General features: G+C 69.5%; 26 protein-coding genes and 2 tRNA genes. 14 read left to right on the top strand and 14 right to left on the bottom strand.

Features of this window, described 5'->3' with window-relative positions:
• Nucleotides 1–70 precede the first annotated feature (70 nt).
• Nucleotides 71–1090 carry a D-xylose ABC transporter substrate-binding protein gene (gene xylF / locus LPB142_RS05850; protein WP_068767457.1) on the bottom strand — a complete coding sequence of 340 codons (1020 nt, stop codon included), beginning with the start codon at nt 1088–1090 and terminating at the stop codon, nt 71–73.
• Between the two features lie 214 nt (nt 1091–1304).
• Between xylF and LPB142_RS05855 the strand changes: the two genes are divergently transcribed.
• The gene (locus LPB142_RS05855; RefSeq protein WP_071165796.1) at nt 1305–2579 is read left to right on the top strand and encodes an ROK family transcriptional regulator; all 1275 of its coding nucleotides are present in this window, start codon (nt 1305–1307) and stop codon (nt 2577–2579) included.
• On the top strand, nt 2576–4087 hold the full coding sequence (locus LPB142_RS05860) for a CRTAC1 family protein (RefSeq protein ID WP_071165797.1): 1512 nt from the start codon (nt 2576–2578) through the stop codon (nt 4085–4087). Before LPB142_RS05855 ends, LPB142_RS05860 begins: the two co-directional genes overlap by 4 nt.
• On the opposite strand, the gene LPB142_RS05865 is transcribed toward LPB142_RS05860, so the two are convergent.
• A complete protein-coding gene (locus LPB142_RS05865) occupies nt 4088–5443 on the bottom strand; it encodes a cytochrome-c peroxidase (RefSeq protein WP_083392606.1) in 1356 nt (451 codons plus the stop codon).
• A gap of 332 nt (nt 5444–5775) precedes the next feature.
• On the opposite strand from LPB142_RS05865, the gene LPB142_RS05870 reads away from it, so the two are divergent.
• A complete protein-coding gene (locus LPB142_RS05870; RefSeq protein ID WP_071165798.1) occupies nt 5776–7113 on the top strand; it encodes an NAD(P)/FAD-dependent oxidoreductase in 1338 nt (445 codons plus the stop codon).
• An 84-nt stretch (nt 7114–7197) separates the two neighbouring features.
• Nucleotides 7198–8370, top strand: coding sequence for an amidohydrolase (locus tag LPB142_RS05875; protein WP_071165799.1), 1173 nt, complete (start codon nt 7198–7200; stop codon nt 8368–8370).
• Nucleotides 8371–8545: 175 nt separating this feature from the next.
• Here LPB142_RS05875 and LPB142_RS05880 read toward each other — a convergent pair whose 3' ends face one another.
• The 3 genes from LPB142_RS05880 to moaA all read right to left on the bottom strand — a co-directional run bounded on the left by LPB142_RS05880 (nt 8546) and on the right by moaA (nt 10436).
• The gene (locus LPB142_RS05880; RefSeq protein WP_068767451.1) at nt 8546–8953 is read right to left on the bottom strand and encodes a universal stress protein; all 408 of its coding nucleotides are present in this window, start codon (nt 8951–8953) and stop codon (nt 8546–8548) included.
• A 63-nt stretch (nt 8954–9016) separates the two neighbouring features.
• The gene (locus tag LPB142_RS05885; protein ID WP_068767450.1) at nt 9017–9421 is read right to left on the bottom strand and encodes a hypothetical protein; all 405 of its coding nucleotides are present in this window, start codon (nt 9419–9421) and stop codon (nt 9017–9019) included.
• 4 nt (nt 9422–9425) lie between these two features.
• Nucleotides 9426–10436, bottom strand: coding sequence for a GTP 3',8-cyclase MoaA (gene moaA, locus LPB142_RS05890; RefSeq protein WP_071165800.1), 1011 nt, complete (start codon nt 10434–10436; stop codon nt 9426–9428).
• A gap of 113 nt (nt 10437–10549) precedes the next feature.
• Here moaA and LPB142_RS05895 point away from each other — a divergent pair, with 113 nt between their 5' ends.
• From LPB142_RS05895 to LPB142_RS05910, 4 genes are all read left to right on the top strand, one after another.
• The gene (locus LPB142_RS05895; RefSeq protein ID WP_071165801.1) at nt 10550–11035 is read left to right on the top strand and encodes a hypothetical protein; all 486 of its coding nucleotides are present in this window, start codon (nt 10550–10552) and stop codon (nt 11033–11035) included.
• A 1-nt stretch (nt 11036) separates the two neighbouring features.
• Entirely contained in the window at nt 11037–11477 is a 441-nt protein-coding gene (locus tag LPB142_RS05900) for a methyltransferase family protein (protein WP_156506921.1), read from the top strand.
• 309 nt (nt 11478–11786) lie between these two features.
• Nucleotides 11787–13361, top strand: a complete 1575-nt coding sequence (locus tag LPB142_RS05905; protein ID WP_071165802.1) for a Re/Si-specific NAD(P)(+) transhydrogenase subunit alpha — start codon at nt 11787–11789, stop codon at nt 13359–13361.
• A 19-nt stretch (nt 13362–13380) separates the two neighbouring features.
• Nucleotides 13381–14820 carry an NAD(P)(+) transhydrogenase (Re/Si-specific) subunit beta gene (locus LPB142_RS05910; RefSeq protein ID WP_068767446.1) on the top strand — a complete coding sequence of 480 codons (1440 nt, stop codon included), beginning with the start codon at nt 13381–13383 and terminating at the stop codon, nt 14818–14820.
• Between the two features lie 209 nt (nt 14821–15029).
• On the opposite strand, the gene LPB142_RS05915 is transcribed toward LPB142_RS05910, so the two are convergent.
• From LPB142_RS05915 to LPB142_RS19345, 5 genes are read right to left on the bottom strand one after another with little or no spacing between them, the layout of a single operon-like run.
• The gene (locus LPB142_RS05915) at nt 15030–15437 is read right to left on the bottom strand and encodes a hypothetical protein (RefSeq protein WP_071165803.1); all 408 of its coding nucleotides are present in this window, start codon (nt 15435–15437) and stop codon (nt 15030–15032) included.
• Between the two features lies 1 nt (nt 15438).
• Nucleotides 15439–15744, bottom strand: coding sequence for a hypothetical protein (locus LPB142_RS05920; RefSeq protein ID WP_156894323.1), 306 nt, complete (start codon nt 15742–15744; stop codon nt 15439–15441).
• Between the two features lie 17 nt (nt 15745–15761).
• Nucleotides 15762–16337 (bottom strand): RNA polymerase sigma factor, encoded by a 576-nt coding sequence (locus tag LPB142_RS05925; RefSeq protein ID WP_071165805.1) that lies wholly within the window; start codon nt 16335–16337, stop codon nt 15762–15764.
• 16 nt (nt 16338–16353) lie between these two features.
• Nucleotides 16354–16650 (bottom strand): hypothetical protein, encoded by a 297-nt coding sequence (locus tag LPB142_RS05930; protein WP_071165806.1) that lies wholly within the window; start codon nt 16648–16650, stop codon nt 16354–16356.
• Nucleotides 16651–16666: 16 nt separating this feature from the next.
• The gene (locus LPB142_RS19345; RefSeq protein ID WP_071165807.1) at nt 16667–17077 is read right to left on the bottom strand and encodes an EF-hand domain-containing protein; all 411 of its coding nucleotides are present in this window, start codon (nt 17075–17077) and stop codon (nt 16667–16669) included.
• A 189-nt stretch (nt 17078–17266) separates the two neighbouring features.
• Between LPB142_RS19345 and LPB142_RS05940 the strand changes: the two genes are divergently transcribed.
• Both LPB142_RS05940 and LPB142_RS05945 read left to right on the top strand, forming a co-directional pair.
• On the top strand, nt 17267–18568 hold the full coding sequence (locus LPB142_RS05940; protein ID WP_071165808.1) for a DUF3422 family protein: 1302 nt from the start codon (nt 17267–17269) through the stop codon (nt 18566–18568).
• Between the two features lie 135 nt (nt 18569–18703).
• Nucleotides 18704–20278, top strand: coding sequence for an ATP-dependent nuclease (locus tag LPB142_RS05945; protein WP_071165809.1), 1575 nt, complete (start codon nt 18704–18706; stop codon nt 20276–20278).
• A 4-nt stretch (nt 20279–20282) separates the two neighbouring features.
• Here the strand turns inward: LPB142_RS05945 and LPB142_RS05950 are convergent.
• Nucleotides 20283–20358, bottom strand: a tRNA-Ile gene (locus LPB142_RS05950).
• A 150-nt stretch (nt 20359–20508) separates the two neighbouring features.
• On the opposite strand from LPB142_RS05950, the gene purM reads away from it, so the two are divergent.
• The 3 genes from purM to rnd all read left to right on the top strand — a co-directional run bounded on the left by purM (nt 20509) and on the right by rnd (nt 23545).
• Entirely contained in the window at nt 20509–21555 is a 1047-nt protein-coding gene (gene purM / locus LPB142_RS05955; RefSeq protein WP_071165810.1) for a phosphoribosylformylglycinamidine cyclo-ligase, read from the top strand.
• Nucleotides 21552–22139: a phosphoribosylglycinamide formyltransferase gene (gene purN / locus LPB142_RS05960; protein WP_071165811.1), complete on the top strand. Its 588-nt coding sequence runs from the start codon at nt 21552–21554 to the stop codon at nt 22137–22139. Before purM ends, purN begins: the two co-directional genes overlap by 4 nt.
• 254 nt (nt 22140–22393) lie before the next feature.
• Nucleotides 22394–23545 carry a ribonuclease D gene (rnd, locus tag LPB142_RS05965; RefSeq protein ID WP_071165812.1) on the top strand — a complete coding sequence of 384 codons (1152 nt, stop codon included), beginning with the start codon at nt 22394–22396 and terminating at the stop codon, nt 23543–23545.
• A 64-nt stretch (nt 23546–23609) separates the two neighbouring features.
• Here the strand turns inward: rnd and LPB142_RS05970 are convergent, their stop codons facing one another.
• Nucleotides 23610–24098 carry a hypothetical protein gene (locus LPB142_RS05970; protein WP_068767435.1) on the bottom strand — a complete coding sequence of 163 codons (489 nt, stop codon included), beginning with the start codon at nt 24096–24098 and terminating at the stop codon, nt 23610–23612.
• A gap of 118 nt (nt 24099–24216) precedes the next feature.
• On the opposite strand from LPB142_RS05970, the gene LPB142_RS05975 reads away from it, so the two are divergent.
• The gene (locus tag LPB142_RS05975; protein ID WP_068767434.1) at nt 24217–24645 is read left to right on the top strand and encodes a SufE family protein; all 429 of its coding nucleotides are present in this window, start codon (nt 24217–24219) and stop codon (nt 24643–24645) included.
• A gap of 145 nt (nt 24646–24790) precedes the next feature.
• On the opposite strand, the gene LPB142_RS05980 is transcribed toward LPB142_RS05975, so the two are convergent.
• Nucleotides 24791–25141 (bottom strand): RidA family protein, encoded by a 351-nt coding sequence (locus tag LPB142_RS05980; RefSeq protein ID WP_068767433.1) that lies wholly within the window; start codon nt 25139–25141, stop codon nt 24791–24793.
• A 76-nt stretch (nt 25142–25217) separates the two neighbouring features.
• Nucleotides 25218–25291 (bottom strand) — tRNA-Gly (locus LPB142_RS05985).
• Nucleotides 25292–25312 lie beyond the last annotated feature (21 nt).

Below are 25312 nucleotides of genomic sequence, written 5' to 3' on the forward strand. Positions count from 1 at the left end.
GTGAGGGGGGGGCGCCGCGAGGGCGGCAGGGAAGGGGGGCGGACCTCGGCCCGCCCCGGTTCATGTCAGATCAGTTGCACGGCGCCGGGCCGCCCGAGACGCCCTGGCAGAGCTCGGCCTGGCTGATCCAGCCCGCATCGACCACGACAGCGAGGTTGTCCTTGGTGATCGGCACCGGCGCGAGGAATTTCGCGGTCATCTTGGTGCCCGCGGGCGAGGTCCATTCGGTCGCGCCCTCGACGGCGTTCATCGCGGTGCCGCCGGCCAGCGCCAGCGCGATCTCGGCCGCGTTCTTGCCCAGATCGCGCGAGTCCTTCCAGACCGAAACCGTCTGGGTGCCCTTGGCCACGCGGTTGAGCGCGGCGAAATCGGCATCCTGCCCCGAGACCGGCACCACCATCCCCTGCGCCGCCAGCGCCGCCACCGCGCCGCCCGCGGTGCCGTCGTTCGAGGCCACCACCGCATCGACCTTGTTGTCGTTGGCGGTCAGGATCTGCTCCATGTTGCGCTGCGCGTTCGCCGGCAGCCAGCTATCGGTATAGGCCTCGCCGACGATGGTGATATCGCCCGCGTCGATCGCCGGTTGCAGCACCTCCTGTTGGCCTCCGCGCAGGAAATCGGCGTTCGGGTCGGTGGGCGAGCCCTTGATCATCACATAATTGCCCTTCGGCGCGGCGGCCAGAACGGCGCGGGCCTGCATCCGGCCGACCTCGACGTTGTCGAAGGTGAGATAGAAGGCGCGCGGGTCTTCGATCAGCCGGTCATAGGCGATCACCGGGATCCCCTCGTCGGCGGCGGCCTGCACCGCCGGGCCGATCGCGGCGGTGTCTTGCGCCAGAACGATCAGCGCGTCGACGCCCTGCGCCATCAGCGATTCGATATCCGAGAGCTGCTTGGCCGAGGACGATTGCGCATCGGCCGAGACATATTTCGCGCCGGCCGCCTCGAGCGCGCCCTTGATCGCGGCCTCATCGGTTTTCCAGCGTTCTTCCTGGAAGTTCGACCAGGACACGCCGACGGTCATTTCCGCGAAAGCCGAGGTGGCGAGCCCCGCCGTCAGCGCGACGCTGGCCAAAAGAATCTTGTGCATCAGGTTCCTCCCGTTGATGACCCCGCCTCACGCGGAGCTGCCCGGCGCGCGGCCGAGTTGCAGCGAAGATGCCTTCAATATTTTCGGCTGTCAAAATAAAATTGCGAAGACATCTTCCCGCTACGGCAATATAATGGGCAAATACGCTGCCGCGCGGCGAGATTTTCACGCTATCCATGCTGCAACTGCATGGTTTAATTTGGTGGGTGAAGAAATGTTCGAGATCGAGACCGTCGCTCGCAGCCGCGAGCCGCAGCCCGGCTGCGGCCCCTTGACCGAGCCGCCGGGCTTTGGCGCCCGCCCCCTCCGCCAACAGATTTTCGAGCGAATCCGCGCCCTTGGCCAAGCCTCGCGGGTGCAGCTCACCAAGGATCTGGGGATCTCGCCCGCCTCCGTGACCACCGCCACCTCCGAGCTGATCGAGGCGGGCGTGCTCGAGGAGGTCACCGCGCCGCCCGCCGCCGAGACCACCCGCGGCCGCCCGGCGGTGGCGCTGCGGGTGCGCCCGGGGCGCCGCCATGTCCTCGGCATCAAGCTCTCGGACCGCAAACACACCGGCGTGATCGTCGATTTCGCCGGCAATGTCGTGGCCAGCGAGGCGATCGAGCGGGTCGAGGGGGCGCTCGCGCTCGATGCGATTCTCGACGCGGCGGAGCAGCTCGTCACCACCCTTTGCGCCCGTGCGGGGCTCGCGCGCGCGGAGGTCGGCGCGCTCGGGCTCGGGGTGCCGGGCTTTGTCGATGCCGAGCTTGGCGTGGTCCATTGGTCGCCGATCCTCGAGACCCGCCACGTTCCCTTGGGCGCGGCGCTCACCGCCCGGCTCGGGCTCAAGGTGCTCGTCGACAACGACGCCAATCTCGTCACCCTGGCCGAGCTGTGGTTCGGCGTCGGGCGCGAGCTTTCCGATTTCGCGGTGGTCACCATCGAGCACGGGCTCGGCATGGGCTATGTCATCAACCACCGTCTCTACCGCGGCGCGCGCGGCATGGGGATGGAGCTTGGCCACTCGAAGGTGCAGCTCGACGGGGCGCTGTGCCGCTGCGGCCAGCGCGGCTGCCTCGAGGCCTATGTCGCCGATTACGCGCTCGTGCGCGAGGCGCGCACCGCGTTGAACCTGACCAACCGCGAGACCCGCACCGTGCCGATCCTGCTCGAGAGCCTCTTTGACCATGCCAAGGCCGGCAATGGCGCGGCGCGCTCGATCTTTCGCCGCGCGGGGCGTTATCTCGCGCTCGGGCTCTCCAATGTCATGAACCTCTTCGACCCGCAGCTGATCATCATCTCGGGCGAGCGGATGCGCTATGATTACCTCTACGCCAAGGAGACGCTGACCGAGATGGGCGAGATGATGCTCGACACCGGCCGCCCGCCGCCGCGGATCGAGATCCATGCCTGGGGCGATCTGCTCTGGGCCCATGGCGCGGCGGCGCTGGCGCTCGATCATCTGACCGAGGAAACCGTGGGCGCGGCGCGCGAGGTGGCGCCGTGAGGGCGGCGGTTTGCGCGCTGCTCCTCGCCGGGGCCGCGGGGGCGGGGCCGGCGGCGGCGGGGCCCGCCTTTCTGGCCGAGCCCGGCGCGCTGCCGGCGCCCCATGAATATACCGGCGGCTGGGAGCATTTCGTCGGCGGCGGGGTGGCGGTCTTCGATTGCGACGGCGATGCGCGCCCCGATCTTTTCGCCGCGGGCGGCGAGAGCCCGGCCGCGCTTTACCGCAACCGCTCGGCGCCCGGCGGCGCGCTGGCCTTCGACCCGGTGCCGCTTGCGGGCGATCTGACCGGCGTCACCGGCGCCTATCCGCTCGATCTCGACAGCGACGGGGTGATGGATCTCGCGGTGCTGCGGGTGGGCCCGAACCGGCTCCTGCGGGGCTTGGGCGATTGCGCCTTCGAGGAGGCGACGGCGGCGCTCGGCCTCGACCCGGGCGCGGCCTGGACCACCGCCTTCACCGCCACCTGGGAGCCCGGCGCGCCGCTGCCCACGCTGTTCTTCGGCAATTACGTCGACCGCACGAACCCCGACGGCCCCTTCGAGGCCTGCGACGCGAACCTGCTCTTTCGCGGCACCGCGCCCCGCTACGCCGCCCCCGAACGCGTCGAGCCCGGCTGGTGCACGCTCTCGGCGCTCTTTTCCGATTGGGCGCGCCAGGGCCGCCCCGAGCTGCGCCTCTCCAATGACCGGCAATATTACGTTCGCGGCGGCCATGAGCAGATGTTCACCCTCACGCCGCTCGCCGAGCGCGCCGATTGGCCGAAGGTCTCGCTCTGGGGGATGGGGATCGCGAGCCGCGACATCACCGGCGACGGCCTGCCCGAGGTGATGATGACCTCGATGGGCGATCAGCTTCTCCAGATCAACACCGGCACCGGCTTCACCGCCGCGCCCTATGCGCAGGGCACCTATGCCCAGCGGCCCTATCTGGGCGATGATGGCCGCCCCTCGACCGGCTGGACCCCGGTCTTTGGCGATGTCGACAACGATGGGCGCGATGATCTCTTCATCGCCAAGGGCAATGTCGATCAGATGCCCTCGAATGCCTCGCATGACCCTGACAACCTCTTGATGCAGGGGGCGGATGGCCGCTTCACCGAGGCCGGGGCGGCGGCGGGCGTCGCCTCGACCGCGCGCGGGCGCGGCGCGGCGCTTGTCGATCTCAACGCCGATGGGCTTCTCGATCTCGTCGTCTCGAACCGCCGCGCGCCTTTGATGCTCTCGCGCAATGTCACCGAAGGCGCCGGCCATTGGCTCGAGATCGTGCCGCGCCAGAGCGGGGTGAACCCCGATGCGGTGGGCGCCTGGGTCGAGATCCGCGCGGGCGGGCGGGTGCGCGCGCAGGAAATCACCGTGGGCGGCGGCCATGCCGGCGGCGTCGCGGGGCCGGTGCATTTCGGTTTGGGCGCGCAGACCGAGGCCGAGGTACGGGTGATCTGGCCGGGGGGCGCGGTGGGCCCCTGGCAGGCGGTCGCGGCCGATCAGCGGCGCGTCATCACCCGCCCCTGATCAGCGCTCCACCGGCAAGCCGCTCGGTACCGCCGCGGGCACGCCAAGCCGGCCGTTGAGCGCCACCGGGTCGCTCAGCGTTTCGAAAAACGCCATGAGCGCCTCCACCTCGGCCGGGCTCAGCGCCCGCCCCGGGCCCGCGGCCGCCGCCGCCGCGGCGATCTCGGCGCGCTGGGCGGGGTCGTCCATCACCGCGAAATCGGGCTTCGTGCCAGGCAGATCGGGCAGAACCGCGCCCCCCTGAAGGGGCGCAAGCGCCGCCCCCCGCGCCGCATGATCGCGCAGAAACACCCGCAGATCGGCCTCCGCCCCCGCATGGCCCCAAGGCCCGGTCGCGAGCACATTGCGCAGCATCGGCGTGCGGAAGGCAAAGCGATCCGCCGCGCGCCCGGTCACCCGCATCCGCCCCTCGTCGCGCGCATGCGACTCGAAGCGCTCGGCCTTGCCCGGCCCGATCTGCGCCGCGCCCATCGCATGAAACCCCTGATCGGACAGGAGCGGCCCCGCGTGACACCCCGCGCAGCCCAGCTCGCCATAAAAGAGCGCCGCGCCCTCCGCCGCCGCCCCCGCAAGCGGCGCCTCGCCGCGCAGCACCGCATCGAAAGGCGCGCTGTCGGAGCGCCATTCGAGCGCCATGAAAGCCGCGATCGCATTCGAGATATCGGTGAAATCGAGCGCCCGCCCGGCGCCGATCTCGGGGTAAACGGCGGCAAAGCGCGCCTGATAGGCGGGCACCGCCCGCACCCGCGCCGCGATCTTGTCCCAGGCGCCGCCGGGCCCGGTGATCCGCCCCGAGCGCACCGCCTTCGACACCTCGTTTTCGTTGTAATGCCCCGCCATCTCATCGGGCGAGAGCACCGGGAACATCGTCTGCGCCGAGAGCACCGAGGCAAAGCCGGTGACCATCTCCTCCTCCATCGGCGTGCGCAGCCCCGAGGGGCGGGAGGGGTCCACCTCGATCCGCCCGTCATGGAAAAGCCGCGTCACCGCGCGGGCATTGAGGTTGAAAAGCGCCGGCGCATTGCGCGGGATCCGCTGCTCGGGGCGGTTTTCGGCGGTGACATGGCGCGCGGGGCCCAGCCCCGTGGCCCCCTCGCCGAGCCCGAGGCTCAGCCCGTCCGAGGTGCCAAAGCGCGGATGATGGCAGCTCGCGCAGGAGATATTGCGGTTGCCCGAGAGGATCGGATCGTAAAAGAGCAGCTGCCCGAGCGCCGCCTCTTCTGGGTCGACGGGGGCGAAATCCACCTCGCCGAGCGGCGGCGGCAGAACCGGCGCGGCCTGCGCCAGGGGGGGCGGCGCGCCAAGGGGCACAAGCGCCAAAAGCGCCGCGCCAAGGCGGCTCAGGGTCACGGTCATGGCTCCTCCCGCCCGGGCGATGGGCCCGGGCCTCGCCCCCGAGATTAGGCCCGCGCGCTCCCCCGGGCAAGCGGGCGCAAAGGGCCGCGCCGCCCGTTTGCGACAGCGGCAGGCCCCGCACCGCCCCCCGCACCGCACCCCCGGCACTGGCCCCCGGCACTGGCCCGCGTGTCAGGCCCGCGGATCAGGCCTCGCCCCGCTTGGCGCGCAACCCTCCCATGCGCCTGACGCAATTCCGCCTTGTGCCGCGGCGCACCACCTTGACGCGCGCCCGGCGCCCCCGCAGGCTCGGCCGATCCCCGCGCCCGCGCGCGCCTGAGCCGAGACCCGCCATGACCTTCGTGATTTCCACCGCCGCGCCCGTGACCTTCGCCGACCCGCTGCCCGCGGCCACCGATGTGGTGGTGATCGGCGGCGGCATCGCGGGGGTGATGAGCGCCTATTACCTCGCCCGCGCGGGGCGCCGCGTCGTGCTGTGCGAGAAGGGCCGGATCGCGGCCGAGCAATCGAGCCGCAACTGGGGCTGGATCCGCCAGCAGGGCCGCGACCCGGCGGAACTCCCGATCGTGACCGAGGCGCTGCGGCTGTGGGAGGAGCTCGCCGCCCAGCTCGGCCCCGAGCTCGGCTTTACTCGCTGCGGGGTGAGCTATGTCTCGGCCAAGCCCGCGGCCGAGGAGGGCTATGCCAAATGGGTGCGGCTGGCGGCCGATCATGGCGTCGAGAGCCGGCTGATGAGCCGCGCCGATTGTGCCGCGCTCGCGCCCGGGGCGAATTGGGCCTGCGGGGTGGTGACGCCTTCGGATGCGCGCGCCGAGCCCTTCGTCGCGGTGCCGATGCTGGCGCGGCTGGCGCAGGCGGCGGGCGTCACGATCGTCGAGAATTGCGCGGTGCGCGGGCTCGAGATCGCGGGCGGCGCGCTCACCGGCGTGATCACCGAGAAAGGCCCGATCCGCGCCGAACAGGTGCTGCTCGCAGGCGGCGCCTGGTCCTCGCTCTTTGCCCGCCGCCACGGGATCTCGCTGCCGCAGCTGATGGTGCGCTCGACCGTCGGCCAGACCGTGCCGATGCCGGAGATGACCGGCCCCTCGGGCGCCGATGACATCTTCGCCTGGCGCCGCCGGCTCGATGGCGGCTATACGATCGCGCCGGGCACCTGGCATGATTTCTACATCGGCCCCGACGCCTTCCGCCATTTCGTCAAATATATCCCCCAGATGCGGCGCGACCTGACGAAGACCGAGATGCACCCGCGCGCGCCGGCGCCTGGCTGGCCCGATGGCTGGCGCACCCCGCGCGACTGGGCCTTTGATGCGCGAAGCCCCTTCGAGGCGCTGCGCGTGCTCGACCCGGAGCCGAACCGGCTGCGCCTTGCCGAAGCCGGCCAGGCCTTCGGCCGCGCCTTCCCGCGGCTCGGGCCGCCGAAACTCGCGCGCGCCTGGGCGGGGATGATCGATGTGATGCCCGATACCGTGCCGGTGCTCGATGAAAGCTCGATCAAGGGGCTCTGGATCGCGACCGGGCTCTCGGGGCATGGTTTCGGGATCGGGCCCGGGGTGGGGCGGGTGATGGCCGATCTGATGTGCGCCCGCCCGGCCGGCCATGATATGACGCGCTTCCGCTTCGGGCGCTTTGCGGATGGTTCGAAGATGGATCTCGGGCCGACCTTCTGAGCGGGCTGCGCGCGCCCGCTTGCGGGGCGCGCGCGGAGCGGGCAGGGTGGGGCTCGCCGAGAGACCGAGACCCCCGAGAGAGCCATGCCCGTCAAGAACCGCTTCGCCGACCTGCTCCCCGAAATCACCGCCTGGCGGCAGGATTTCCACGCCCATCCCGAGCTCATGTATGACCTGCCGCGCACCGCGGCGCGGGTGGCCGAGCTCCTGCGCGGCTTTGGCTGCGATAGCGTGACCGAAGGCGTCGGCCGCTCGGGCGTGGTCGCGGTGATCGAGGGCGCGGCGCCCGCGCGCCCGGGCGGGCCCGCGACGATCGGGCTGCGCGCCGATATGGATGCGCTGCCGATCGAAGAGGCGACGGGCCTCCCCTATGCTTCGACCGTGCCCGGGCGGATGCATGCCTGCGGCCATGACGGCCATACCGCGATGCTGCTCGGCGCGGCCAAATACCTCGCCGAGACGCGGGCTTTCGCGGGCCGCGCGGTGCTGATCTTCCAACCCGCCGAAGAGGGCGGCGGCGGCGGCCGCGCGATGGTCGAGGACGGGCTGATCGCGCGCTTCGGCATCGACGAGGTCTATGCGCTGCACAATTGGCCGGGCCTGCCGGTGGGCGCCTTCGCGATCGCGCCGGGCCCGGTGATGGCGGCGGCCGACCAGTTCGATCTGGTGCTCACCGGCCGCGGCGGCCATGCCGCCAACCCGCAAGACACGATCGACCCGGTGGTGGTGGCGAGCCATGTGATCTTGGCGCTGCAAAGCATCGTCAGCCGCACCACCGACCCGCGCCAGAGCGTCGTCGTCTCGGTGACCTCGGTGTTGACCGAGACCACCGCCCATAATGTGATCCCCTCGGCAGTGCGGCTGAAGGGCACGGTGCGCACCCTCGAGCCGGCAGTGCAGGCGCAGGTCGCAGCCCGCATCGAGCAGATCGCGCGGCTGACCGCCGAGGCCCATGGCGCCACCGCCGCGCTCGACTATCGCCGCGGCTATCCGGTCACCGTCAACGCCCCCGAACAGACGGCGCATGCCGTGTCCGTCGCCCGCGCGATCACCCCAGATATCCGCCCCGCCCAGACCCAGATGGGCGCCGAGGACTTCTCCTACATGCTCAACGAACGGCCCGGCGCCTATGTGTTTCTCGGTAATGGCGACACCGCGATGATCCACCACCCGGAATACCGCTTCGACGACGCGGCGATCCCCTACGGGGCGAGCTGGCTGGCCGGGATGGTCGAGGCGCGCTTGCCGCGCGGCTGAGCCCGCACGGCCCGGGCAGGGGGCGCCGCCCCCTCTGGCCTGCGGCCATTCACCCCCGGGATATTTGGAGCAAGATGAAAATGAAGCGCCGCCGTGCCCTTTTCATCTTGCTCCAAATATCCCGGGGGCTGCCGAAGGCAGTGGGGGCAGCGCCCCCTCCGCCGATCTCAGGGGCTCAGCGCGTCACCATGACCGAGCAGGGCGCGTGACGCACGACCCGCGCCGCGGTCGAGCCGATCAGGTAATCGCTCATGCCGGGCCGGTGCGAGGCGATCACCACGCAATCGGCGCCGATCTCGTCGATCAGCTCGAGGATTTCGTTGGCGGCGTGGCCTTGCCGGATCACCCCGGCGCCCTGTTCGAACTCGGCCGCGAGCCCGTCGAGCTGCGCCTGGATCGAGCGGCGCAGATCCTGCGCATAGCCTTCGGGCATGTAGGAAATCGCAAATCCCGGCACATCGGCCATGACATGCACAAGCGTGACCCGCGCGCCGGGGGCGGCGAGGGCGCGTGTGACATTGAGCGCGGCATCGGGGTTGTGATCCTCGTCAAAAGCGAGGGGGACGATGATATTGGAATACATCGAGGGGCTCCTTTCGTTGGCCGACATCTTGCACCGGCACCGGCTGCGGCGCCTTGACACAGGTCAGGTGCGCGGCCCTGTGGTCACGCGCGAGACCCGCGCGATCACCCAAAGATAGCCCGCGACTGCGGCTAGCATCAACGCCGCCGTGGGCGCGCCCAGCCAGATCACCGCGCCGAAGGCCTCGCCGGCGAGCGCGCCCTCGGCGCCGGGCAGCCCCGCGCCGAGCCGGTCGCCCGCCCAATACCACCCCGCCGCCGCAACGAGACCTGCGATCGCGCGCATCGGCCAGGGCCCGGCGAGCGCGCCCAGAAGCCCCATCGGCAGCGCGAGCGGCGCCGCCGCCAGCCCCGCAGCCAGCCACAGCCCCGCGCCCCGGCCGCCAAGCGCGACATCGGCCCAAAGCGTGCCCGCCACCAGCACCACCCCCGCCAGCCCGCTCAGCAGAGCCTTCCCGCCGATCTGCATGCCCTCAGCCCCCGGTATGGCTCATGTGGCGGCGCATCTGCCCCGCCACCCGCGCCCGCGAATAATCGAAATCATGGCCCTTCGGCTTGCGCGCGATCGCGGCGCGGATCGCGGCCTGCAGCGGCGCGTCGTCATTCGGATGGGCGCGCAGGGGCGCGCGCAGATCGGCCGCGTCCTCCTGGCCCAGACACATGAAGAGCTCGCCCGTGCAGGTCACCCGCACCCGGTTGCAGCTCTCGCAGAAATTATGGGTGAGCGGCGTGATGAAGCCGAGCCGCTGGCCGGTCTCGGCCAGCCGGAAGTAACGCGCCGGCCCCCCCGTCGTCTCGTCGGTCTCGGCCAGCGTGAACCGCGCCCCCAGCCGCGCGCGCAGATCCGAGAGCGGCCAATATTGATCGAGCCGCAGCTCCTCGCCCATATCGCCCATCGGCATGACCTCGATGAAGGTCAGATCATGGCCCTCGCCCCCGCACCACGCGACGAGCTCAAAGAGCTCATCCTCGTTGAAGCCCTTCAGCGCGACCGTGTTGATCTTCACCGCGATCCCCGCCGCCTTCGCCGCCGCGATCCCCTCCATCACCTGCGCGAGCCGCCCCCAGCGGGTGATCTCGGCAAACCGCCCCTCGCGCAGCGTATCGAGCGAGACATTGATCCGCCGCACCCCCATCGCCGCGAGGTCGGGCGCAAACCGCGCCAGCTGCGAGCCATTCGTCGTCAGCGTCAGCTCACCGAGCGCGCCGCTCTCGAGATGGCGCGAGATGCGGCGGAAAAAGGTCAGGATATCGCGCCGCACCAAGGGCTCGCCGCCGGTGATGCGCAGCTTGCGCACCCCCATCCCGACAAAGGCCGAACAGAGCCGGTCGAGATCCTCGAGGCTCAGCAGATCCTTGCGCGGCAGGAATTGCATGTGCTCGGCCATGCAATAGGTGCAGCGAAAATCGCACCGGTCGGTGACCGAGACCCGCAGATAGCTGATCGGGCGGGCGAAGGGGTCGATGAGGGGCAACGGATCCATGGCGGGGAACTTAGGGCGCGGGGGGGGCGCCGTCCAGTGGCTTCGCGCGCCGCCAGAGCCGTTGCGCCGCCGCGCGGCCCGGCCTAGGCTCGGGGCAAACGAGGGAGGCAAGGATGCGCGCGATCGGATTGGCTTTGGCGGGGGCGCTGGCGGTATCGGGCTGTGCGGGCGGGCTCGGAGGGCTGATGCCGCGCGGCGCGGCCCCGCCCGCCGCGCCGGAGGCGCCCGCACTCACCGCGCCCGAGCCGGTCGCGGTGGCGCCGCTGCCGCGCCCGGCCGCGGCCACGCCCGCCGCCCTCGATACCACCACCGCGGCCGAACGCGCCGCGGCGGCCGCGCCGCAAGCGGGCGGCGCGCGCCTTGGCACCACGATCGCGAGCTTGGGCGACCCCGCCGCGCCGGGCTTCTGGCTCGAGACCCCGCTGGTTTCGGCCAAGACCCAGGGCCGGGTGCGCGTGGCCTCGGGCGCCGAGGCGGCGGTGGAGCTGCGCCCCTCGGGCGGCGCGCCGGGCGCTGGCTCGCGGATCTCGCTGCCCGCGATGCGCCTCCTCGGGCTCTCGCTCACCGATCTGCCCGAACTCACCGTCTTCGGGGGCTGAGATGCTGCGCGAGCTCGATATCCCGCCGCTCTGGCTCGTGATCTTCGCCGCGCTCGGCTGGGCGCTGGGCGCGCTCGCGCCGCTCCCGCTGCCGCTCGGCCGGGAGATCGGCTGGAGCCTCGCGGGGCTCGGCGTTGCGCTGATGCTGACCGCGGCCGCGCAGATGGTGCTGATGCGCACCACCTTCATCCCCCGCCGCGACCCCGAGGCGCTCGTCACCTCGGGCGTCTTCGCGCTCTCGCGCAACCCGATCTATCTGGGCGATACGCTGCTGCTCGCGGGGTTGATGCTGCTGTGGGAGGCGCCGCTCGGCCTGCCGCTCGTGCCCGCGTTCATGGCCTTCATCACCCGCCGCTACATCCTCGCCGAGGAGGCCCGGATCGCCGCGCGCTTCGGCCCCGCCTATGCCGCCTATTGCGCGCGCACCCGCCGCTGGCTGTGACCGCGACGCCGCAGTGCGGAAATCGTGACGCAACGGATTTTTCACCAATGCGAAAAATCAGCGCAGGCGGGCCCCCGGGGCGACCTGCCGCGCCCCCCGTCACGACCTTGAAATAAAAGGCAAAAATCGCCGCATACAGTTGTGCGCCAAGGTATACAATCGCAAAGGTGCGGGAATGAGACAGATTTCCAAGGATTTCCGAGATCAAGGCGCTTGTGAAACTTTATTGCGCGATGGTAAGGAGACCTTCACCACATCAAGAACCCTCGGATTTTCAGGGTCCGAGCGGCGTGAGAAGGGGGAGACAAGGTGAAGATCGGGGCTCCGAAGGAGATTTTCGAGGGTGAATCGCGCGTTGCGATGACACCGGATTCTGCGCTGCAGCTTCAGAAGCTGGGGCATACGTGTTTCATCGAGGCGGGGGCGGGTCATGCCGCGGGCTTCGAGGACAAGGCCTATGAAAAGGCCGGCGTGAGCGTGGTTGCGACCGCGCCCGAGCTCTTCGCGGCGGTCGATTTCGTCGTCAAGGTGCGGCCGCCGACCGAGACCGAGATGAAGCGTCTCGGCGCGGGCCAGACGCTGATCTCGTTCTTCTATCCGGCGCAAAACGCCGAGATGCTCGAGACCGCCAAGGCCACCGGCGCCAATGTCATCGCGATGGACATGGTGCCGCGGATCTCGCGCGCGCAGAAGATGGACGCGCTCTCCTCGATGGCCAATATCTCGGGCTACCGGGCGGTGATCGAGGCCGGCAACAACTTCGGCCGCTTCTTCACCGGTCAGGTCACGGCGGCGGGCAAGGTGCCCCCGGCCAAGGTCCTGATCGTCGGCGCGGGCGTGGCGGGGCTCGCCGCGATCGGCACCTCGACCGCGCTCGGCGCGATCACCTATGCCTTCGATGTGCGCCCCGAAGTGGCCGAGCAGATCGAATCGATGGGCGCCGAATTCGTCTATCTCGATTTCGAGGAAAGCCAGACCGATGGCGCGGCGACGGGCGGCTATGCGGCCCCCTCTTCGCCGGAATTCCGCGAAGCGCAGCTCAAGAAATTCCGCGAGCTCGCGCCCGACATGGATATCGTGATCACCACCGCGCTGATCCCGGGCCGCGATGCGCCGAAACTGTGGCTGGCCGATATGGTCGCCGCGATGAAGCGTGGCTCGGTCGTGGTCGACCTCGCCGCCGAGCGCGGCGGCAACTGTGACCTCACCGTCAAGGACGAGAAAGTCGTCACCGAAAACGGCGTCACGGTCGTCGGTTACACCGATTTCCCGAGCCGCATGGCCGCGCAGGCCTCGCAGCTCTATGCGACCAACATCCGCCACATGATGACGGATCTGACGCCCGGCAAGGACGGCGTCGTCAACCACAACATGGAAGACGACGTGATCCGCGGCGCGACGGTGGCCCATCAGGGCGCGATCACCTATCCGCCGCCGCCGCCGAAGATCGCCGCGATCGCCGCGCAAAAGCCGAAGGAAAAGGTCAAGGAACCGACCCCGGAGGAACGCCGCGCCGCCGAACACGCCGCCTTCAAGAAGGCCACCCGCACGCAGGTGGGGCTCCTGGCGCTCGGCACGCTGATCATGCTCGCCGTGGGCTCGGTCGCGCCGGTCTCGTTCATGTCGCATTTCGTGGTCTTCGCGCTCTCCTGCTTCGTCGGCTTCCAGGTGATCTGGAACGTGTCGCATTCGCTGCACACGCCCTTGATGGCGGTCACCAATGCGATCTCGGGGATCGTGATCCTCGGCGCGCTCCTGCAGGTGGGCTCCGGCAACTGGATCGTCGTGATCCTCGCCGCGCTCTCGGTGCTGATCGCCACGGTCAACATCGTCGGCGGCTTCCTCGTCACCCGGCGCATGCTCGCCATGTTCCAGAAATCGTAAGCGGGGGAGGGCAGTAGACATGTTTTCCATCGGAATCGTTCAGGCAGCCTATATCGCGGCCGCCGTCCTCTTCATCCTGTCGCTGGGCGGGCTCTCGGGCCAGGAAAGCGCCAAACGCGCGGTCTGGTATGGCATCACCGGCATGGCGCTCGCGGTTGTCGCGACGGTCTTCGGGCCGGGCGTCGGCAACTGGTTCGTCATCGCGCTGATGCTCGCGGGCGGCGCGGTGCTCGGCTGGTATGTGGCGAAAACGGTCGAAATGACCGAGATGCCGCAGCTCGTCGCGGCGCTGCACAGCTTCGTCGGCCTCGCCGCCGTGTTCATCGGCTATAACGCCTATATCGAAATGGCCCGCGTGGGCGGCATGGACGAAGCCGCGCGCGCCGCGCTCGACGGTTTTGCCGCGATCGTGGCCCACAAGACCCCGGTCGAGCTCAACATCCTGCGCGTCGAGCTGTTTCTTGGCGTCTTCATCGGCGCGGTGACCTTCACCGGCTCGGTGATCGCCTTCGGCAAACTCGCCGGCAAGGTCGACGGCAAGGCGAAAAAGCTCCCCGGCGGGCATCTGCTCAACGCCGGCGCCGCGATCGGCTCGCTCGTGCTGCTGGCGATGTTCATGAACGGCGCGGGCGCCTGGTCGCTGATCGCGATGACGCTTCTGGCCTTCTTCATCGGCTATCACCTGATCATGGGCATCGGCGGCGCCGACATGCCGGTCGTGGTCTCGATGCTCAACAGCTATTCGGGCTGGGCGGCGGCGGCGATCGGCTTCTCGCTCGGCAACGATCTTCTGATCGTGACCGGCGCGCTGGTCGGCTCCTCGGGCGCGATCCTGTCCTATATCATGTGCAAGGCGATGAACCGCTCGTTCATCTCGGTGATCCTGGGCGGCTTTGGCGGCACCACGGGCCCCGCGATGGAGGTCGAGGGCGAACAAGTCGCGATCGACGCCGCCGGCGTGGCCGATGCGCTCAACGAGGCCGACAGCATCATCATCGTCCCGGGCTACGGCATGGCGGTGGCGCAGGCCCAGATCGCGGTCTCCGAACTCACCTCGATGCTGCGCGGCCGCGGCAAGAACGTGCGCTTCGCGATCCACCCGGTTGCGGGCCGTCTGCCGGGGCACATGAACGTGCTCCTCGCCGAGGCCAAGGTTCCCTATGACATCGTTCTGGAAATGGACGAGATCAACGAGGACTTCCCGGATACCGACGTGGTGATCGTGATCGGCTCGAACGACATCGTGAACCCCGCCGCGCAAGACGACCCGAACTCGCCGATCGCCGGGATGCCGGTGCTCGAAGTGTGGAAAGCCAAACAGGTGTTCGTGTCGAAACGCGGCCAGGGCACCGGCTATTCGGGCATCGAGAACCCGCTGTTCTACAAGGAAAACACCCGGATGTATTACGGCGACGCGAAGAAATCGATGGAGGAACTGCTGCATCTGATCCGGATGTGAGCCGCCCCCGAGAGACCCGCAGAGCCCCGCCCCCCCGGCGGGGCTCTTGCTTTGGCGGGGGCAGGGGGCGCTGCCCCCTCGGGCTTGCGCCCTCACCCCCGGGATATTTGGACATCATTGAAGGGCAGGAGGTCCTGTTTCAATGATGCCGAAAATATCCCGGGGGGCGAGCCGCAGGCGAGGAGGGCAGAGCCCCCGGCAACCGCGCCCTAACGCGCCTCGGCCGCCGCGCGGGCGGCGAGCGTCTGCGCGATCAGGCCCTGGGTCACATCGAGCGCGGCGTCGAGTTCGGTGCGGAAGGCCGCTTGTGCTGCGGCCAGCGCGGCGGCGTCGAAGGGGCGCGCCGCCCCCGCCCGCACCACCGCGGCGCGCGCCGCGGCCAGCGCATGGAGCTGCGGGCGCAGCCGGTCGGTCTCGGCGCCGAAGGCCTCGCGCAGGGCGCGCCGCGTCGCGCGGTCGAAGACCGCCTGTTCGGCGGCCGGGCCGAAGAGCTCCTCGCGGGCCGCGCTCAGCCGCCACGCCGCCCCGATCGCCAGCGCATTGCCGGTGAGCGAGAGCGCAAAGGCGCCGATCAGCGCGATCCGCTTCCAGTTGCGCCGTGGTCTCGTCTGCGCCATCTCAGAGCCCCCCCATCCCCGGGGCGAGCGCCTCGAGCACCAGCGCGCCGAGCACATCCACCCCCGCCCAGGCCGGCACGCCCAGATAGCCCGCCGCCGCGCCCCCGAGGAGCAGCCCCGCGAGCCCCGCGCCGAGCCCGAGCTCGAGCGCGAGCACCCCGCCGCCGCTCGCCCGCGCGGCGCCACCCGTTTGCTGCTGCGCGAGCAGGGTCAAGACCCCCGCGCTCAGCCGCGCCGCCGCCCGCGGCTCGGCCTCCGCCTCCGCCTCGAGCGCCGCCCGCACCAGATCCTCGATCCGATCCGCCATAGCCTCCTCCATCGCCATCACATCGCCTCTTCCGCTCCGCCCAGCTCGGCGCGCAACCGCGCCCGCGCCCGGCTCAACAACTGATCCACCGCCCCCGCGCCGCAGCCCATCGCCGCGCCGATCTCCGCGCTCGACATCTCGCCGAGCGCACGCAGCAACAGCGCCTGACGCTGGCGCGCCGGCAGATCCGCGATCGCCGCGCGGGTGCGCGCGAGGGCGCTGCGCGCGTCGAGCCGCGCCTCGGGGCCGGGCGCCTCGTCGGCGGGCTCGGGCGCCACCTCGAGGCCGAGAAACTGTCGCAGCCCCGCCCGCCGGCGCCGGTCGATGCACAGATTGACCGCGATCCGCCAGACCCAGCTCGCCACCGTGCCACGCGCCGGGTCGAACTGGCCCGCGCGCCGCCAGACCCGCAAGAACACCTCCTGCGCGATCTCCTCGGCATCGGCGCGGTTGCGCAACATCTGCGCGGCATAGCGCTCGATCGGCGGGCCAAAGCGCACCACCAGCCGCCCGAGCGCCGCGCGCTCGCCCGCCGCCAGCGCCGCCATCAGCGCCCGGCCCTCCGCCTCCTCTGCCGCGCCCTCGGCCGCCATCCGCCGGTCCCGCTCCTCAGTTGGTGACGGTGATCAACCGCTGGCGCGTCTTCGTCTCGCCGTTCGGGCCAGTGCCCGTCACCGTGGTCTGCGCCGTGTTGCCCGCGCGCACCCGCAGCTTCTCGCGGCTCACGCTCTCGCCCGCCGCGCCGGTCAGCGTGCCGGACTTCGTGCGGTTTGCGCTGCCCGCCGCGCGGGTGCAATCGCGCGTGCTCTGATAGCTCGCCCCGTTCTCCCCGGTCACCGTGACGCTTTGCGCCCCCGCCAGCGAAGGCGCCGCGCAGAGCGCCAAAATCATCATGATCTTGCGCATCTCGCTCTCCCGTCTCTCATTGCGCCGCTTGGGCGATCAGCCGCCGCACGCGGTCAAATTCCGCGGGCGAGAGCGTGCCGTTCCCGTCGCGGTCGGCGCGGTCGAACCCGGGGGTGTTGGCGGTGAACTCCGCCAGCGTCACCCGCCCGTCGCCATTCCTGTCAAGCGCGGCAAAGCCCTGTCCGCGCGCCGGCGCCCCGCCCGAAATCGCCGCCTGCGCCGCCTCGAATTCCGCCGCCTCGAGGCTTTGCGAGCCATCGCGATCGGCGCGCACAAACACCGCCTGCCGGATCGCGAGGAACTCCTGCCGGCTCAGCGCGCCATTGCCATCGGCATCGAGGCTTTGAAAGCTCGGCGGGGCCGCCAGCGCCGGCGCCGCCACAAACGCCACCGCCGCGGCGCCCAGATAGGGGAAAAGTCTCGTCATCTCTCGCTCCCGGTTGGATCTGTGAGAGTTACGCCCGCCCGCCGCCGCCCTGACGCCCCGCGGTGCGGATTTTTTGCCGCACCGCGCCCGGTGCACCATGGTATGCAGATAAATATCTGTAATCGCAGGGATATTCGGGGTAGTGCTGCGATAACCCCGACCGACCCCTGCCTGCCCCGGAGACCCGCCATGGCCCTGAGCGAAGATCACCCGCTGCGCTACCCGCTCGTCAATGAGCTCCATGCCCGCCCCTTCGCGCGCATCGATGTGCCATCGACGGTGACCTATCTGGCGATCAAGGAGCCGCGCGACGCCGCCAACCGCGACCGCGCCGCCGATCTCGCCCATCTCAACGCGCTGCTCGCCCGCGCCGGCGCCGCGCCCGCGCCCGCGGCCGCCACCCATCACACCGCAAGCCTCGGCCGCCATGCGCTGCGCTGGGAGAGCCATACCGAATTCACCACCTTCATGGCCCATGCGCCGGGGCTCTCCGCGCGGCCCTTCGACCCGGCCGAGGCCGAGGTCTTCCCCGAGGATTGGCTGGCCGCCGCGCCCGGCAAGCGCATCGTCGCGGTCTCGATCCGGATCCAGCCGCTCCCCGAGGATCCGAATGAAATCAACGAGATGCTCGATGAGTGGTTCGTCTCGGAAAGCCTCGCCTGCGCCTGGGTGCTCGAGGGCGCGGCGGTGCTCGCGGGCGATTTCCGCATCGATCCGGCGGGGCAGATGCGCTTTGCGGTCTTTGTCGCGCCCGGCACCGGGGCGGGGCGGGTCGGGCGGATCGTGCAGCGCGTGTGCGAGATCGAGACCTATCGCGCGGTTTCGATGCTCGGGCTCGGGCGCGCGCGTGCGCTTTCGGCGCGCCTCAACGCGCTCGACCCGGAGATCTCGGCGCTGGTTGCGGGGCTCGCGAAGGCGGGCGCGGCGGGGGCCGAGCGGGCCGAGGCCGCGCTGGATCGGCTGCTCGCGGTTTCGGCCGAGCTCGAGGGGCTCGCGGTGACCAATTCCTTCCGTTTCAGCGCGACGGGGGCCTATGAGGCGATCGTCAAGGAGCGCGTCGCGGTCTTGCGCGAGAGCCGGTTCGAGGGGCGGCAGAAGTTTTCCGAATTCATGTTGCGCCGCTATGATCCGGCGATGCGCACGACGAAATCGGCCGAGGCGCGGCTCAATGCGGTGCTCGAGCGGGTCGGGCGAGCGGGCGAGCTCTTGCGCACGCGGGTCGATGTCGAGCGGCAGGCGCAGAACCAGAAGCTGCTGGCCTCGATGGACCGCCGCGCCGATCTGCAGCTGCGGTTGCAACATACGGTCGAGGGGCTCTCGGTCGTCGCGATCAGCTATTATGCGCTCTCGATCGCGGGCTATCTGACCTATCCGGTGGTGAAAAAACTGGGGCTGAGCAAGGAGATGGCGCTGGCGGGGCTGGCGCCGGTGGTGCTGATCGGGGTGTGGCTGATGGTGCGCCGGATCCGCAAGGGCTTTGGCGGGCACTGAGGCGGGCGCAGGGCCGGCGGGCGCGCGGGCGGCGGCGGCGGAGCCTCCGGCGGGGATATTTTTGCATCGTTGAAGGGGGGGGCTTGACGCCGTGCGGGGGAGAGGGCTTGTCTGAGCCATTCGGAGACCGCATTGATGAGCTATCTTTATACCGAGACGGATGAAAAGAACGCGAACTGGTTCAACCATGACAACACCCGGCAGTCCTTGACGGGGATTGAGCTCGCTCAGGGGCGGATGCGCGGGCTGACGCCGTTTCAGCTCGAGATCACCTATCCGATCCTGGCGATTGCGGGGAATAATGGCACCGGCAAGAGCACCTTGCTCGCCCTGGCGGCCTGCGCATTTCATGCCGGTCGGGGCGGGTTCCGGCTGGCCGCGCGCAAGACGCCTTACTACACGTTTCGAGATTTCTTCGTGCAGGCGGAGGGGGAGGTCGGGCCCGAGGGGGTCGAGATAGCCTATGCGATCCGGCACGACAGTTGGCGCGGGGTTGCGCCGGGGGTTGCGCGCCAGGTTCGCAAGAAGCCCAAGGGCGGCAAATGGAACAATTACGACAGCCGTGTTGATCGCACGGTGGTCTATTTCGGCGTGCAGCGCGTTGTGCCCTATTTCGAGCGCAGCGCGCATGTCTCATATCGTGGGCGGTTTACGCCCGGCCGGATCGCGCCCGAGATCCGGGCGCGCATCGCCGGGATCGCCGGGCGGATCATTGGCAAGACCTATGCCGAATTCGAGAGTTTCGAGCACCGAACCTATGCGCTGCCGAAGGTCAAGGTGGGCGGACAGGGCTATTCCGGGTTCAACATGGGGGCGGGCGAGAGCGCGATCTTCGAGATCCTCACCGCGCTGTTCGCGGCGGGGCCGGGCTGCCTTCTGGTGATCGACGAGCTCGAGCTCGGCTTGCATGAACGCGCGCAGGCACGGCTGATCGAGGAACTCAAGGTGCTCTGCCTGGAACGCAAATGTCAGATCATCTGCACCACGCATGCGCATGCGATCCTCGCCGCGCTGCCGCCCGAGGGGCGAGTTTTTGTCGATAACGTCGCGGGGCGGACGCTGCTCTATCCCGGGATCTCGGCCGATTACGCCTGCGGCAAGATGGGGCGTGCGGAGGCGCAGGAGCTCGATATCTTCGTGGAGGATGAGGTCAGCGCCGCGATCTTGCGGGCGGCTTTCGACAAGGAGTTGCGTGAGCGGGTTCGTCTCATCGTGGTCGGCTCGCACAGCAGCCTCAAGCGCGTCATGGCGGCGCGCTATCTGGAGGGGCGCGGGGCGTGTTTGTGCGTGCTTGATGGAGAACAGCGCGCCAAGCATGAGGCGGCGAGAACCGCGATCGCCGATCATTGCGATGGCAAGCATCAACTGGCCGCGGAGAAGGCAAAAATCCGGGATTGGGCGGGGGAGCGGTTGATCTATCAGCCGGGGAATGGCTGGCCGGAGAAATGGCTGTTCGAGACGGCCGAGACCTGTGATCTCGTCGGCTGGAAAGCTTCCCCCGCGCCGCGTTGGGGAGTTGATGACGCAGAACTCGCGGGGATGTTCGAGCGGGCTCTCGCGGCGGGCAAGCACAATGAGTTTTACACGCTCGCGCAGGAGCTTGGCTTACCAGAGGCGCAGGTTCGCAGCGATCTGATCGCCGCGTTGCGCGAAACTTTGCCCGAGGACTTCAACACCCTCGCCGCGGCGGTGCGCGGGCGGCTCGGCTGATCCCTGGTAGGCCCGGAGGGACTTGAACCCCCAACCAAGGCGTTATGAGCGCCCTGCTCTAACCATTGAGCTACAGGCCCCCAGGTTCCCCGGGCTTAGCGGGGCGGGGGGGCGGCGTCAAGAATCCGCTTGCGCGGGCAAGATTTGCCGGCCCGCGCGTGTTTTCGTTGCCCCCGCCAAGGCTTTGCGCTAAGGCCCGGGCGAGACATTCCTCTGGCGGAGAACGGGCGATGACCACCGAGAAGAACGGGCTGACCTATGCCGATGCGGGCGTCGATATCGATGCGGGCAATGCTTTGGTCGAGCGGATCAAACCGGCGGCCAAACGCACCAATCGCCCGGGCACGATGTCGGGCCTCGGTGGCTTCGGCGCGCTCTTTGACCTGAAGGCCGCGGGCTATTCCGACCCGATCCTCGTCGCCGCGACCGATGGCGTCGGCACCAAGCTGCGCATCGCCATCGACACCGGCAACGTCGACACGATCGGCATCGACCTCGTTGCGATGTGCGTCAACGATCTCGTCTGCCAGGGCGCCGAGCCCTTGCTTTTCCTAGATTATTTCGCGACCGGCAAACTCGATGTCGAGCAGGCCACCCGGATCATCGAAGGCATCGCCGAGGGCTGCGCGCAATCGGGCGCGGCGCTGATCGGGGGCGAGACCGCCGAGATGCCGGGCATGTATGCCAAGGATGATTTCGATCTGGCGGGCTTTGCGGTCGGCGCGATGGAGCGCGGCGCCGATCTGCCGGCGGGTGTGGTGGCGGGCGATGTGCTGCTCGGGCTCGGCTCGAACGGGGTGCATTCGAACGGCTACAGCTTCGTGCGCAAGGTGGTCGAGCTCTCGGGGCTGGGCTGGGATGCCGATTGCCCCTTCGCGGCGGGCTCGCTCGGCGCCGAGCTGCTCGCGCCGACCCGGCTTTACGTCAAACAGGCGCTCAAGGCGGTGCGCGCGGGCGGTGTCCATGCGCTCGCCCATATCACCGGCGGCGGGCTGACCGAGAACCTGCCGCGTGTGCTCCCCGAGGGCCTGGGCGCGCAGATCGACCTTTCCGCTTGGGCGCTGCCGCCGGTGTTCCGCTGGCTGGCCGAGACCGCCAACATGGCCGAGCCGGAGCTCCTGAAGACCTTCAACTGCGGCATCGGCATGATCTGCGTCGTGGCCGCCGAACGCGCCGACGAGCTCAAGGCGCTCCTTGAGGCCGAGGGCGAGACCGTCACCCGCATCGGCCATGTCGTTGCGGGCGAGGGCGTGGCCTACGCGGGCCACCTGCTCTGATGCGCGTCGCCATCCTGATCTCGGGGGGCGGGTCCAACATGGTCCGCCTCGTCGAGACGATGCAGGCCGAGGGCTACGCGACCCCGGTTCTGGTGGCCTCGAACGACGCCGCCGCCGCGGGCCTCGACAAGGCCGCGCGGATGGGCGTGCCCACCGCCGCCATCGACCACCGCCCCTTCGGCCGCGATCGCGCCGCCTTCGAGGCCGAGCTCCTCAAACCGATCCTCGCCGCCCGGCCCGATGTCGTCTGCCTCGCAGGCTTCATGCGCGTGCTCACGCCCGAATTCGTCACCCGGTTCGCGGGCCGGATGCTCAACATCCACCCCTCGCTCCTGCCGAAATACCCGGGCCTGCACACCCATCAGCGCGCGCTGGAGGCCGGCGATGCCGAGGCCGGCTGCACGGTCCATGAGGTCACCCCGGTCCTCGACGATGGCCCGATCCTCGGCCAGGCCCGCGTCGCGATCCTGCCCGACGATACGCCCGAGACCCTCGCCGCCCGCGTGCTGACCCGCGAACATCTGCTCTACCCCGAGGTTCTGCGCCGTTTCACCCGCGGCGAGCGCATCCGCATCGAGCTCTGAGCCCGAAGCCCGGCCGGGCAGGGGGCGCTGCCCCCTCTGGCCTGCGGCCATTCACCCCCGGGATATTTGCGGCAAGATGAAAGGGGGCTGGTTTCATCTTGCCGATAAATATCCCCGCCGGAGGCTCCCGCAGCCGCAACAGGCGCGCGGCGGGGCGGGTGCGCGTGATTTCCGCGCAAAGTTCTTTCCTTTCGGGCCCCAACTGCCTAAAGGACGAGGATCACGGCGGGATGACCCCGCGGACAGGAAGCGCGATGCCGACCATTACCACGACCGAAGCCCTTGCCGCCTTTTGTGAAAAGGCCAAGGCGCAGCCCTATGTCACCGTCGATACCGAATTCCTGCGCGAGCGGACCTATTGGTCCAAACTGTGCCTCGTGCAGCTGGCGATCCCCCCCGCGAAGGACGGCGAGGCGGTGCTCGTCGACCCGCTGGCCGAGGGGCTTTCGCTCGAGCCGCTCTATGACCTCTTCCGCCACAAGGGCACGGTGAAGGTCTTCCACGCCGCGCGGCAAGATCTCGAGATCTTCTTCACCGAGGCGCAGACCTTCCCCGACCCGCTCTTCGACACCCAGGTCGCGGCGATGGTCTGCGGCTTTGGCGAGCAGGTGGGCTATGAGACACTGGTCAAGAAGATCGCCCGTCAGGCGCTCGACAAGACCTCGCGCTTCACCGATTGGTCGCGCCGCCCGCTGACCGAGGCGCAGCTCAAATATGCGCAGGCCGATGTCACCCATCTGCGGGTGATCTATGAGTTCCTCTCGCGCGAGCTGAAGAAATCGGGCCGTGAGGCCTGGGTCGAGGAGGAGGAGGCGATCCTTCTCAACCCCGAGACCTATATCACCCGCCCCGAGGAGGCCTGGCTCAAGGTCAAGACCCGCACCACCTCGGGGCGCTTCCTCGCCGTCGTGCGCGAGCTCGCCCGCTTCCGCGAGGGCTATGCGCAAAACCGCAACATCCCGCGCTCGCGCATCTTCAAGGATGACGCGCTCCTCGAGCTCGCCTCGACCAAGCCCACCTCGATGGACGAGCTCGGCAAATCGCGGCTGCTTCTTCGCGAGGCGCGGCGCGGCGAGATTGCCGAGGGCATCTTGCAGGCGGTGAAGGAGGGGCTCGCGGCCACCGAGCTGCCGAGCATCGACGAGGAGCAATCGCAGCTGCAGGTCAATACCGCGCTCGCCGATCTGCTGCGCGTGCTCCTGAAGGCGAAATCGGAGGAGGCGGGCGTCGCCTCGAAGCTGATCGCCTCGGCCGCCGATCTCGACCGGATGGCGGCGGGCAAACGCGATGTGCCGGCGCTGCAGGGTTGGCGCCACGAGGTCTTCGGCCATGACGCGCTGCGCCTTGCGGCGGGCGAGATCGCGCTGACCGCCTCGGGCGCCGCGGTGCGCATCGTGCAGGCCTGAGGCCCCCGGCCCCATGAAAAACCGGCGCGCGAGCCCCCTCGCGCGCCGGTTTCGTTTCAACGCCTCAGCGGCTGACCGAGCGCGCGCCATTCGCGCCGGTGACGATGATCTTCGTCACAAAGGGCAGACGCGCGTTGGGGATATAGGCGCCCGCGGTGATCGCGCGCGATTCGGGGGTGAGCACGCGGCCCGCCGCCGGGCTGCCAGCGCGCGGCTCGGCGATCACGAAGCGATAGCTCATCACGCCGTCGACCGGCTCCTCGCTCTCGGCGACGAGCTCGGCATCCCACCAGCCCTGCGTCGGCGCAATCCCCTCGGCCGAGACGATCGCCCCGCCCTGGGTCTGCTTGACCTCGACGCGGGTGAGCTGCGCGATCAGCGCGCGGTTGTCGGTCTTGGCCGCCGCATAGCCCCCCTCGGGCGCCAGCGTCTGCGGCTCCTCGCGGTCCGAGCCGAACCAGTTGAACGGGTTGAGGCGGCTTTCGCTGAAACCGCAGCCCGCGAGGACAAGGCTCAGCGCCAGCGCGAGCGAGACTTTCAGAGGCGTCTGCATGGGAGCTCCCGAGATCATTTGCCCTTGGGTAGCCGATCACGGCGGTTTTGAAAAGCCGCCCCTTGAACCCTCGCCCCCCCGCGGGCTATCCCGAGGGGGTCAAGACAAGGAGCACCCCATGGCGAGCGCGGCGTTCGAGGAAATCGCGGAGACCTTCGAATTTCTGGAAGACTGGGAGGAGCGCTACCGCCATGTGATCGAGCTCGGCAAGGCGATGGCGCCGCTCGATGACGCGCTGAAAGTGCCCGCCACCAAGGTCGAGGGTTGCGCAAGCCAGGTCTGGCTCTTCCCGCGCATCGAGGGCGCGGGCCCCGCCGCGCGCTTTGACTTCGAGGGCGAGTCGGATGCGATGATCGTGCGCGGGCTGATCGCGGTGCTCCATGCGCTCTACGCCGGGCTCTCCGTCACCGAGGTGCTGGCGGTCGACGCCGAGGCGGAACTCGGCCGGCTGGGCCTCAACGAACATCTGAGCCAACAGCGCTCGAACGGCGTGCGCGCCATGGTCGAGCGGATCCGGCTCCTCGCGGCCGAGGCTGCGGCCGCCTGAGCCGGGGGCAGGGGGCGCTGCCCCCTCTGGCCTGCGGCCATTCACCCCCGGGATATTTGCAGCAAGATGAAAAGGCGCTGATTTCATCTTGCTGCAAATATCCCGGGGGGAGCGAAGCGGGGGGCAGCGCCCCCCTGACCCCGTCTCACGCCTGCGCGGCGGTGATGATGATCTCGACCTTGTATTCGGGCGCGGCCAGCTTGGCCTCGCCGGTCGCGCGCGCGGGGCAGTTCCCCGCCGGCACCCAGGCGTCCCAGACCGCGTTCATCTCGGCAAAATCGGCGATATCGGCGAGCCAGATCTGCGCGGCGAGAATGCGGGTCTTGTCGGAGCCCGCCTCGGCCAGCAGCCGGTCGACGCTGGCGAGAATCGCTTTCGTCTGCTCGGCCACGCTGGTGCCCGGCTCGCCGACCTGGCCCGCGAGCCAGATCATCCCGTTATAGACAACGGCTTCGCTCATCCGAGCGCCGCATTCGATGCGTTTGATATCGGCCATCGGGCCCTCCTGTTGTTTCCGCCCAAACGGCTTGGCCCGGGGGCCCGGCGCGGCGATCAACACTTTGGGGGAGGCTTGGAGCGGGTAGCGGGAATCGAACCCGCGCGTTCAGCTTGGGAAGCTGACAGGCTACCATTACATCATACCCGCATGGCGCGGCCCGAGACCTAC

Origin of the sequence: Rhodobacter xanthinilyticus (assembly GCF_001856665.1) — a bacterium.
In the GTDB taxonomy this organism is placed as follows: domain Bacteria; phylum Pseudomonadota; class Alphaproteobacteria; order Rhodobacterales; family Rhodobacteraceae; genus Rhodobacter; species Rhodobacter xanthinilyticus.

Bases quoted from the DNA above. Each gene is read 5' to 3' on its own strand.
- xylF (WP_068767457.1), bottom strand. From the start codon at position 1,090: ATGCACAAGATTCTTTTGGCCAGCGTCGCGCTGACGGCGGGGCTCGCC.
- LPB142_RS05875 (WP_071165799.1), top strand. From the start codon at position 7,198: ATGCCCGTCAAGAACCGCTTCGCCGACCTGCTCCCCGAAATCACCGCC.
- LPB142_RS05970 (WP_068767435.1), bottom strand. From the start codon at position 24,098: ATGCAGACGCCTCTGAAAGTCTCGCTCGCGCTGGCGCTGAGCCTTGTC.
- purM (WP_071165810.1), top strand. From the start codon at position 20,509: ATGACCACCGAGAAGAACGGGCTGACCTATGCCGATGCGGGCGTCGAT.
- LPB142_RS05920 (WP_156894323.1), bottom strand. From the start codon at position 15,744: ATGGCGGATCGGATCGAGGATCTGGTGCGGGCGGCGCTCGAGGCGGAG.
- LPB142_RS05900 (WP_156506921.1), top strand. From the start codon at position 11,037: ATGCTGCGCGAGCTCGATATCCCGCCGCTCTGGCTCGTGATCTTCGCC.
- LPB142_RS05870 (WP_071165798.1), top strand. From the start codon at position 5,776: ATGACCTTCGTGATTTCCACCGCCGCGCCCGTGACCTTCGCCGACCCG.
- rnd (WP_071165812.1), top strand. From the start codon at position 22,394: ATGCCGACCATTACCACGACCGAAGCCCTTGCCGCCTTTTGTGAAAAG.
- LPB142_RS05930 (WP_071165806.1), bottom strand. From the start codon at position 16,650: ATGCGCAAGATCATGATGATTTTGGCGCTCTGCGCGGCGCCTTCGCTG.
- LPB142_RS05940 (WP_071165808.1), top strand. From the start codon at position 17,267: ATGGCCCTGAGCGAAGATCACCCGCTGCGCTACCCGCTCGTCAATGAG.
- LPB142_RS05975 (WP_068767434.1), top strand. From the start codon at position 24,217: ATGGCGAGCGCGGCGTTCGAGGAAATCGCGGAGACCTTCGAATTTCTG.
- LPB142_RS05880 (WP_068767451.1), bottom strand. From the start codon at position 8,953: ATGTATTCCAATATCATCGTCCCCCTCGCTTTTGACGAGGATCACAAC.
- LPB142_RS19345 (WP_071165807.1), bottom strand. From the start codon at position 17,077: ATGACGAGACTTTTCCCCTATCTGGGCGCCGCGGCGGTGGCGTTTGTG.
- LPB142_RS05855 (WP_071165796.1), top strand. From the start codon at position 1,305: ATGTTCGAGATCGAGACCGTCGCTCGCAGCCGCGAGCCGCAGCCCGGC.
- LPB142_RS05925 (WP_071165805.1), bottom strand. From the start codon at position 16,337: ATGGCGGCCGAGGGCGCGGCAGAGGAGGCGGAGGGCCGGGCGCTGATG.
- LPB142_RS05865 (WP_083392606.1), bottom strand. From the start codon at position 5,443: ATGACCGTGACCCTGAGCCGCCTTGGCGCGGCGCTTTTGGCGCTTGTG.
- LPB142_RS05885 (WP_068767450.1), bottom strand. From the start codon at position 9,421: ATGCAGATCGGCGGGAAGGCTCTGCTGAGCGGGCTGGCGGGGGTGGTG.
- moaA (WP_071165800.1), bottom strand. From the start codon at position 10,436: ATGGATCCGTTGCCCCTCATCGACCCCTTCGCCCGCCCGATCAGCTAT.
- LPB142_RS05895 (WP_071165801.1), top strand. From the start codon at position 10,550: ATGCGCGCGATCGGATTGGCTTTGGCGGGGGCGCTGGCGGTATCGGGC.
- LPB142_RS05945 (WP_071165809.1), top strand. From the start codon at position 18,704: ATGAGCTATCTTTATACCGAGACGGATGAAAAGAACGCGAACTGGTTC.
- LPB142_RS05910 (WP_068767446.1), top strand. From the start codon at position 13,381: ATGTTTTCCATCGGAATCGTTCAGGCAGCCTATATCGCGGCCGCCGTC.
- LPB142_RS05915 (WP_071165803.1), bottom strand. From the start codon at position 15,437: ATGGCGCAGACGAGACCACGGCGCAACTGGAAGCGGATCGCGCTGATC.
- LPB142_RS05980 (WP_068767433.1), bottom strand. From the start codon at position 25,141: ATGGCCGATATCAAACGCATCGAATGCGGCGCTCGGATGAGCGAAGCC.